The 8,651-nt window shown below is 28.2% G+C and carries 11 protein-coding genes; all 11 read left to right on the forward strand.

Annotated features, from left to right (window positions below):
• Window positions 1-29 precede the first annotated feature (29 nt).
• Window positions 30-1,403, forward strand: a complete 1,374-nt coding sequence (locus KI686_RS11745; RefSeq protein ID WP_237589509.1) for a DUF8370 family protein — start codon at window positions 30-32, stop codon at window positions 1,401-1,403.
• A gap of 133 nt (window positions 1,404-1,536) precedes the next feature.
• Window positions 1,537-1,809: a hypothetical protein gene (locus KI686_RS11750; RefSeq protein ID WP_237589510.1), complete on the forward strand. Its 273-nt coding sequence runs from the start codon at window positions 1,537-1,539 to the stop codon at window positions 1,807-1,809.
• Entirely contained in the window at window positions 1,809-2,150 is a 342-nt protein-coding gene (locus KI686_RS11755) for a hypothetical protein (RefSeq protein ID WP_237589511.1), read from the forward strand. Before KI686_RS11750 ends, KI686_RS11755 begins: the two co-directional genes overlap by 1 nt.
• Window positions 2,151-2,316: 166 nt before the next feature.
• On the forward strand, window positions 2,317-3,003 hold the full coding sequence (locus KI686_RS11760) for a hypothetical protein (RefSeq protein WP_237589512.1): 687 nt from the start codon (window positions 2,317-2,319) through the stop codon (window positions 3,001-3,003).
• A 179-nt stretch (window positions 3,004-3,182) separates the two neighbouring features.
• Window positions 3,183-4,106 carry a hypothetical protein gene (locus KI686_RS11765; RefSeq protein WP_237589513.1) on the forward strand — a complete coding sequence of 308 codons (924 nt, stop codon included), beginning with the start codon at window positions 3,183-3,185 and terminating at the stop codon, window positions 4,104-4,106.
• 170 nt (window positions 4,107-4,276) lie between these two features.
• Entirely contained in the window at window positions 4,277-5,188 is a 912-nt protein-coding gene (locus KI686_RS11770) for a hypothetical protein (RefSeq protein ID WP_237589514.1), read from the forward strand.
• A 183-nt stretch (window positions 5,189-5,371) separates the two neighbouring features.
• Window positions 5,372-5,788 carry a hypothetical protein gene (locus KI686_RS11775; RefSeq protein ID WP_237589515.1) on the forward strand — a complete coding sequence of 139 codons (417 nt, stop codon included), beginning with the start codon at window positions 5,372-5,374 and terminating at the stop codon, window positions 5,786-5,788.
• A gap of 132 nt (window positions 5,789-5,920) precedes the next feature.
• The gene (locus KI686_RS11780) at window positions 5,921-6,142 is read left to right on the forward strand and encodes a hypothetical protein (protein WP_237589516.1); all 222 of its coding nucleotides are present in this window, start codon (window positions 5,921-5,923) and stop codon (window positions 6,140-6,142) included.
• A 341-nt stretch (window positions 6,143-6,483) separates the two neighbouring features.
• Window positions 6,484-6,951 carry a type II secretion system protein GspG gene (locus KI686_RS11785; RefSeq protein WP_237589517.1) on the forward strand — a complete coding sequence of 156 codons (468 nt, stop codon included), beginning with the start codon at window positions 6,484-6,486 and terminating at the stop codon, window positions 6,949-6,951.
• 173 nt (window positions 6,952-7,124) lie between these two features.
• Window positions 7,125-7,562 carry a hypothetical protein gene (locus tag KI686_RS11790; RefSeq protein ID WP_237589518.1) on the forward strand — a complete coding sequence of 146 codons (438 nt, stop codon included), beginning with the start codon at window positions 7,125-7,127 and terminating at the stop codon, window positions 7,560-7,562.
• 158 nt (window positions 7,563-7,720) lie between these two features.
• Entirely contained in the window at window positions 7,721-8,368 is a 648-nt protein-coding gene (locus tag KI686_RS11795; RefSeq protein ID WP_237589519.1) for a GIY-YIG nuclease family protein, read from the forward strand.
• Window positions 8,369-8,651: the final 283 nt, after the last annotated feature.

Raw genomic sequence — 8,651 nt, forward strand, 5'->3', positions numbered from 1 at the left:
ACACAAACACGTTACCCAACATTTGAAAAATGAGCATAATACGACCAAGACTTAATGATTTTTTCAATATCCCAATAACTCAAGAAGAGGTCGATTTTGCAATTCCATTTATTGATGAAGATATTCCTTTATATGTTGACCCGTTTTTGATGTGGAAATCGCCATCACTTCAAGATACTTCATTACATCTTTTAATTACAAATAGTTTTAATCATATTGGTCACTTATTCAATAAAGGAAAAGAAAAAGAAGCAATTGAATTATTAATTCGAGCTTCAGAATGTGATGAAGTTGGTCTTGGAAATTCAAAAACTAAAAAAGGTAAAAGAATTGGAGAAAAACTTGCGTCTAAAATTTTAAATCAATTTAATTCAATACCACAAATTCAAAAAAATGGATTCGTGCATTTTGAGGAATTACAATTGTTAGTTGAAAATTTCTCTAAAGATAGAGTCAGCGATATTTCTTGCAATTTTATTCAATCCTTTTTGGTCGATTTCACAATTGAACAATCCGAAAAATATGGAATACCAATTGAAAAAGTCACGCTTAATAACATTTATAATCCAAAGAAATTAGAATTTGGAAAAGAAGAAACACATTTACCTGTAAACCCAATTACAAAAGAACCAATTCTATTTACCCCAAAAAGATGGCTAAAACACATTCCTTGGATAAATCCAGATGATTATTTTAAAAATTATTACGTTAATAACATTCATGATAAAGGTGATGAATTTCCTGATAGAATCAAGCTTTTGAACTTTAATCGACATAATTATGATATAGTAAAAGCTTATACTGCAATTAAAGAAAAACAAAGTGAAGATTGTAAAAATGACCCGCTTTTTAATCAAATACCTATAACTTCTGCTAAAAGAAAAATTTCTACTATAACAAAACTACCTACTGGAAAGACAGACAATGCAGACAGAAAATTTGAAGATAACACTTGTCAACTTTTAGCTTCATTACTATATCCACATTTGGATTTTGCTAAAGAACAAAGTAGAACTGATTCAGGAGTATTAATAAGAGATTTAATATTCTACAATAACACTTCGACAGATTTTCTAAAAGAAATTTATAACGATTATGTTTCCAAACAAATAGTATTTGAATTAAAAAATGTTGCAGAAGTTAGTCGAGAACATATTTTTCAACTTAACAGATATTTAAATGACCAATTTGGGCGATTTGGAATAATTATTACTCGAAAACCACCACCAAAAAAAGTATTTAGAAATACAATTGATCTTTGGTCAGGTCAAAGAAGATGTATTTTAATTTTGGACGATTCTGATTTAAAATTAATGACTCAAGTATTTATTAGTAAACAAAGAAATCCGATTGAAGTAATCAAAAAAAAATATATAGAATTTATAAGGGCTTGTCCTTCTTAAAATACAAAACCATATGAAAATAGACGTAGATGAATTTAAAAAAATACTTAACCAATTAGAAGGCTTACACGTAGAGATAAGCACTCTCTCAAAAAAATCATACACTGATGCTTTAAACTTGTTCAAATTGAAAATGACAAATCAAGTTATTAAAAGAGCAAACAGACTTCTTGGAAAGAATTATAAGCCATTTGATGATTTTGAACAATTTGAAGAAAATGAATTACCAAGTAATAGTGACGTAACATTAGTTTTATCACAATACATAAACTGTATGGAAAGTTTACGTGAAGAGAATATTTCATCTAAAATAGAATATACAATGAGCGGAAGTGTTGCGAAGATTTACTGGTCTTGGAAAGGAACAACAATAGAAACATATCCACCGAAAAACATAAAAAAATAATGGCAAAGAAAGAATACTATTATCAGAAGTCAGAAAACATCGAGAAATTCAAAATGTTAAGTGAACTTATAGATTCCATTTATATGGAAATGAAAGAATTTTCAAAAAAGAAACCAGATGAACCTTTAAATACTTTCAAAGTTAAAAATGTTAATAGAGTTCTAACTCAATTAAAAGAATTATTAATAGAAGAACCGACTATAGGTTTTTTAGATTTACTTGACGAGGAAACATTGCCTACAAATAGTGATGCTATATTAGTTATTGGACAATTTCAAGCTTCTATGAAAAGATTTAAAAATAAGTATACAGACGAATATAGAAATTGGAATATAAAATAAAAAACGTTGGGTAACACCGTATATAATTTATTGCTAGTGCAAGCCTACTTACGAAAATTCTCGCGGATTTTCTATTCGTTTTTTATTTGCTAAATTTAGTGCTTAAACCACGCAACAAACCATATACAAACACGTTGCCAGTAATAAAAGTGGAAACCAAAATAGAATGCAAAAAATTTTCAACATAGTAATAATTACTTTTTCAATTATATTAAGCTTATTTTCTTTATTAGCTTTTTTAATTGTTCATTTGGAATTGATTGAAAGAAATTTTCAATTTGATCTAGAAGGAATTAATAATTATTTCGCAGAAATAACTAAATTCAAAGAACTTTTTGCGGGAACAATAACTCTAATTTTGGGTTTTTATGGACTAAAAAGGCTGAAAACTGCTGAAAAATCTCACAAAGAAAAAATAAAAAATGATAGGTTCTCTGATTGGAAAAGTATAACTGATTTGAGAATAAATGAAATTGGTGCCGAAAACAAAATATTTGTTAGAGAATTTAGTAGAATGAGATATAATTTATTTGAAGATATTTATGCTAATAAAATGTCAATCTTGAATAAAAAAGAATTGAACTTAATTTTCGACAAACATTTTAATCATATAACGAAAGTATTTGAAGAAAATAATAAAGAATATAAAGGAATGCAAGGTATTTACAAAACTGAACAATCGACTTATTTTTTTAAAGATTTTTATTTTGTTTTTATAGGCTCTTTAGATAATTATTATGATGAAATAGACACAGATCTTAAGGAACGATATTTAGCAACACTAAATATAGAAAGAAAAATTGGAGTTGATTTATATAATAGAGCTTATAAAGCTTACACAGGACTAGTATAATTACTACTGGCAACACCGTGTAATAAAAATTGCTTAATTTTAGCTTAAATTAAAGTTGCTGCTTTTTTATTCACTTTCTATTTTCCTACGGAAAATAGCCGTTCACAAAAATCGCAACTTTCAATACACAAACACGTTGTGCGTCACCTAGAAATCAAGAGAGATAAATTATAAATTTAATGAATAATTATTATTGGACAGTTTATAAAAATTTAGAAAGAGAATTATCTGATTTATCTAATTTAATTCATATCGACGATAAACAACTGAATGTATATTCAATAAAAATAGCTGAATTATTATTAAGAACAGTTGTTGAAATTGAATCAATATCAAAAACTTTGTACTTCCAAAATGGAGGAGAAAAACCAGACGATTCAAATTTATATTTTGATACTGACTGTTTGAACCTATTAGAAAAAAAATGGCAATTAAGTAAAAAAAAGGTTCAAATATCTGGAACAAATTTTTACTTTTCAATTGCTGAAAATCAAATTTTAACACCTCTGAAAAAAGCTAATCAAAGAGGAACAAGTTCTTCTGATTGGCAAAGAGCATATCAAGCAGTAAAACATAATAGAGTTAAATCATTAACAAAAGCTAATCTGAAAAACTTAATCCGTTCAATGGCTGCTTTATATATTCTAAATATCTACAATAATGAAAATAATTATCAATTAGGAAAAGAGGGTTCAGGAGTAAATTTTGACAGAAATATTGGTTCAAAAATTTTTTCAGTTAAACTTCATATAAGTCAAAGTGTTTTAGTTGGAGTAGATTATTCAAAAAAAGAAGATTTTGACGAATGTATATACCTATTAAAACCTACAGATGAAACTAGAGATTCATTTCAAAACAAACTTAATGATCTAAATAATAAAGTTTTAGAGAAAACAAAAGAAAGCTTACTCAATAAATTATCAGTTGAAGTAAAAAATTCCAACATCACTAATCAAGAAATTCTAAATGAAAAGATTAAAAAACTAACAACAGAAATACAAACTGAAAATATGTTGAACACAGCTAGGGAAAATGCTCGTGACATAAAAAACTTAATAAATAACTTGAAATATGAATGTATATTGAATAAACATCAATACTAAAAAAGGCGAACGCACAACACCGTACAAAATTAATTGCTTGCTTTTTGCTTACTTACGAAAATCCTCTCGGATTTTCTTTGTCTGTAATTATTTAGTAAATTTAGTGCTTAACCACAGCAACTAACCTTGTACAAACACGTTGTAATGCATAAAAGCTCAACAATAAACTTATGAAATACCAGATATTATTTCTTCTTATATTTTTGACTTTTGGATGTAATTCTCAAGCACAAAATAAAATGTTTGAGAAAGAAGAAAAGAAAGCAATTGAGTTTATGGAATCTCAAATAACGGAAATTTATAATAACCAATTTAAAACAGAATTTATTGGAACTTGGCACGAGTTTGGAAAAATTTACGGATTTCAGTTTTATGTAGTAGAAAACAATGACTATCCTATCGTGGTTGAATACAACCTTGAAAACCTAAGTCCTTTTGAATTTGACAAGCAAAGGTTTGAAAAAGAATATGAGGTAATTAAAGTAAAGATTAAAGCTTCTGAACAACTTGAAAATGACATTCGGGTTTATTTTCCAAAAGCAAGAGCAATTTCCAATCGAATTAAAAATCATGATGGAACTTTTCGTTGGGTAAATAAGATTTATTCTACAAAACCATTAGATAAGAAAAAAGACAAAACATTTTCGGAATTAGATTCTCTATGCAGTTTGTTGACTAACAAAATTAATGAGAATAAAGTGTTTTTCAACTTCTACTTTCCAAAAGAAAATGACAAAACTGAATATACAGACAACCGATTTTCTTTCTTTGAATTTGAGAATTTTAACAAAAAGCATATTCATCATTATCGCGTTGACTTTGAAAAAATTGGAGAGCAATTTGAGATAACTAACCAAAAGCTTTACGACAATCTAAAAGACGGACAATCTGAAAGACTAAAGAAATCAATTAAAAAATGGAAAAATGAAAATGGATTCGAAAATTGGGAAATATCCTTATTGACTGAAAGTAGTACTGAACGTGACCTTGAATTCAAAAAATTTATGTTAAAGAGTTCAGATGGAGAGAAAAAATTCGGATTTATTAAACTTGAAACAAACGAACTCAAATTTGAAAAATAAAAATTACGCATTACAACACCGTACAAAATTAATTGCTTGCTTTTTGCCAACTTACGAAAATCCTCGCGGATTTTCTTTGTCAGTAATTATTTAGTAAATTTATTGCTTAAACCACGCAACTAACCTTGTACAAACACGTTGTATTAAATACAAAAGAATATACTAATAGAGAAAAGGAAAAGAATGAAAAGATACGATACTCTAACTGATATAAATTTAAAAGTATTATACGAAAAAGAAAGTAAACGAATGTATGAATCTGAATTTATAAATGAAGATGGTAATCAAATAGAAAATTGGGACGTAAGAACTGAATTACTTTCTGAGTATATGGAAAGTAAAGGGTTAATTAGTATTGATGGAGAGATGTGTTATATATCTAAATTTGGAGAAGAGTTAGTTGAAGATAATGGGTGGTTGAACTACTTAGAAAAGGAATTAAAAAGTTATGAAAATAAAAAAAAGAAAGAAATCAGAAAAGAAACACAAGAAGAAATTATAAGAAAAGGAACTATTGAAAGTTTTAAGTATGGTAAATGTGGATTTTATTTAGCTATAATTTCTATTGTAATAACCGTTTTATTAGAATTATTAAGGTGAAAACAAAAGCAATAACACTTGTATAAAACTGAACTTTAGGGTTTTCAGATTTTTTATCAAACCAAACAAAAAAAGAAATTAAATAATTAATCATAATATATATAATTTAAAACAGCACTAAAACAAATAACTATGGAATGTATATTAATTGTAATTAATAAAAAACAAATAATTAAATCAGAAACAACAAGTGTAGGGGAAACTCTACGTGTAGGAGATACCCATTCACATAACGGAGAATGGTATATTGTTACTGAAATAGTACTTGAACCCAATAAAGAATGTCCTTTAATATATTGCAAAATAAGAAAAGATAAAAAAGATAGGGAGCGAATAGTCACTAAATGGAATTAATATAGTCTAAATATAAATCACAATCTGACTTTAGTTTTAAAACTGCTGTTTTTAAATCGTAAACTTGGTCTTCTAAATATGTTTCAGTTATGAAAGGGAAATGGAATGAAGCTATTTGTTTGATTTTTTCATCAATAGCGTTAGATTGTGGGTATTCAGGAAATTTAGCCATTTGAATAAAGTACTTAATACAACAGCGTATATAGTAAATAAGGGTTCACTTATTGTTTTGATTAATATTATTATTTTTTACATATTTCAATGACCGAAATGGTAGCTACATACTTAACCCTTACTTACCATATACAATCACGTTGTAGCACATTTACCAAAACGACCGAATGATTGAATTAATACTATCTACTTTAGCTGAATTCGGACTTATTCGAGAGGATTTTAAACATCATAAAAAAATCTCGAAAATGGAAAAAGCCGACGGAAAAAAAAGACCATTTCAAAGGTATTTTCTACAACCGAGTTCAATAATGGTTATTACAGTTTTGGTAGTTGGAAGTATCAGTGCATTTCTATTTTTCAGTTATCAGAGAACATCTATTTTCCCAGAAAAAACTAAAAATGAAATAGTTGAAATAACCGAAAGAATGGAAAAATGGAATGAGAAGTTCGGAAAATACCCAAACGAATTAAACGAATTGATAGGAAATAATCCTATGAGACAGGAATGGAAAAAAGATTCGTGGAATCGACCTTACAAATATTACGTGACTGAAAATGGAAAAAGTTTTTTAATCGTTTCAGCAGGTTCAGACGGAAAATTCGAGACAGAAGATGACATTAAATCGGAATAAAAAACGTGCTACAACAATGTATAACCGCAATTACGGCGGATTCGACTACGTCCGAATCCACTCGGAATTGCTAACGTCAGTTCTTAACCGAAAATTATTAACTTTAATCCCGTAACTGACGGTTATACGAGACCGTTGGCAAACAGTTAAAATAACGCAATCAGAAAGAGAAAATGGGAATTAAGGAATATTTAGATAATAGTCTGAACAAATATTTTGTCGATATTCTGAATAACAATGGATTTGAATTAACTGAATCTAATATTAGCGGAATGGGCGGAATTTATCGCTTTAAAAACAGTTGGTTGAATTTTGACATTGTAAATGATAGAGGAATAATTGAAACTCGAATTTCCTCACTCTACTCTGAAAGCTTTTATGATTTTGACTTAATAAACGCATACTTAAATCGGAGAAATAAATCAGAAATAGAAAACACAAAGTTTGGAAAATCTGATTTATCAAAACGGCTGAATTTGGAGCAAGAAAGCGAATTGTTTGAAAACAATCTGACTGAATTAAAATCAATGTTCAACGAATTGAATTACAAACAAACCGAATCGGAATTGAATAAAATTGGAAATGAACGAGCGAAATTACTATTCGGATAAAAAAACCGATTTGCCAACAATGTATAACCGCAATTACGGCGGATTCGACTACGTCCGAATCCACTCGGAATTGCTAACGTCAGTGCTTAACCGAAAAATTTGCGTACTTTAACCCGTAACTGACGGTTATACGAGACCGTTGGCAATAATTAATAAATATGGCATTAAAAGAATTTATAAGAACAAAAATTGAATCAGATGAATCTGTGGTATCTATTCGAGATAACAGATTTTACTTCAATGTTGCCTTTTTAAAAATGGCGAATGCTTTAGATAAGCACTATGTTATTTATCTAATAGATGAAACAACTAATGAGATATTCTTTAATTTCCAAGAAGAGAGAATAAGTGACAATTGCTACAGCTTTGATGCAAAACGTAAACGTTCAAGTGCTGGTGAAGTAATTAAACGGTTTAATTGGGTAGAAAATATTAATTCTTCAAGAAATAATGAAGAAAAAAAATTTGTAGCATTTCAAAGAAAAAATCTTTGGGGAATAAGAATACGTCCATCTTTTGAATTAAAAGTCACTTATGAAAATAGAAGAGAAATTGATTCTAATTTAAGTGGAATTTACAGGTATTTGGATAGTGAAAACAAAATAATATATATCGGAAAAGGAAATATCAGAAATAGGTTAAATGAAAACGGTCGTGATAAATGGGAAATAAAAACGATTGAATACTCCTATATTGAACAAGACGATGAACAATTAAAATGGGAAAACTATTGGCTTGAAAAATACAAAGAATTAAATTCAAAATCGTTACCTGCTTTCAATCGTATTTCAGGCATAAAAAAATAACTATTGCCAACACCGTATATATTTTATTGCTGGCTTCTTGCCTACTTGCGAAAGTCCTCGCGGACTTTCTTGGTCAGTAATTATTTACTAACTTAGTTGCTTAAACCACGCAACAAACCATATACAAACACGTTGGCAACAAGCTAAAAAAAACCGGGTCTATTCAATAACTTAACGCAACAAATCTAAAATTATAGATTTGTAAAATGGAAGTAAAAAAACATAGACGATTAACCCTTAAAGAAAGAGTCATTATTCAGACCCTTTTAAAAGAAAAAAAGAC

Origin of the sequence: Polaribacter sargassicola, from assembly GCF_021991835.1 — a bacterium.
Classification (GTDB): Bacteria; Bacteroidota; Bacteroidia; order Flavobacteriales; family Flavobacteriaceae; genus Polaribacter; species Polaribacter sargassicola.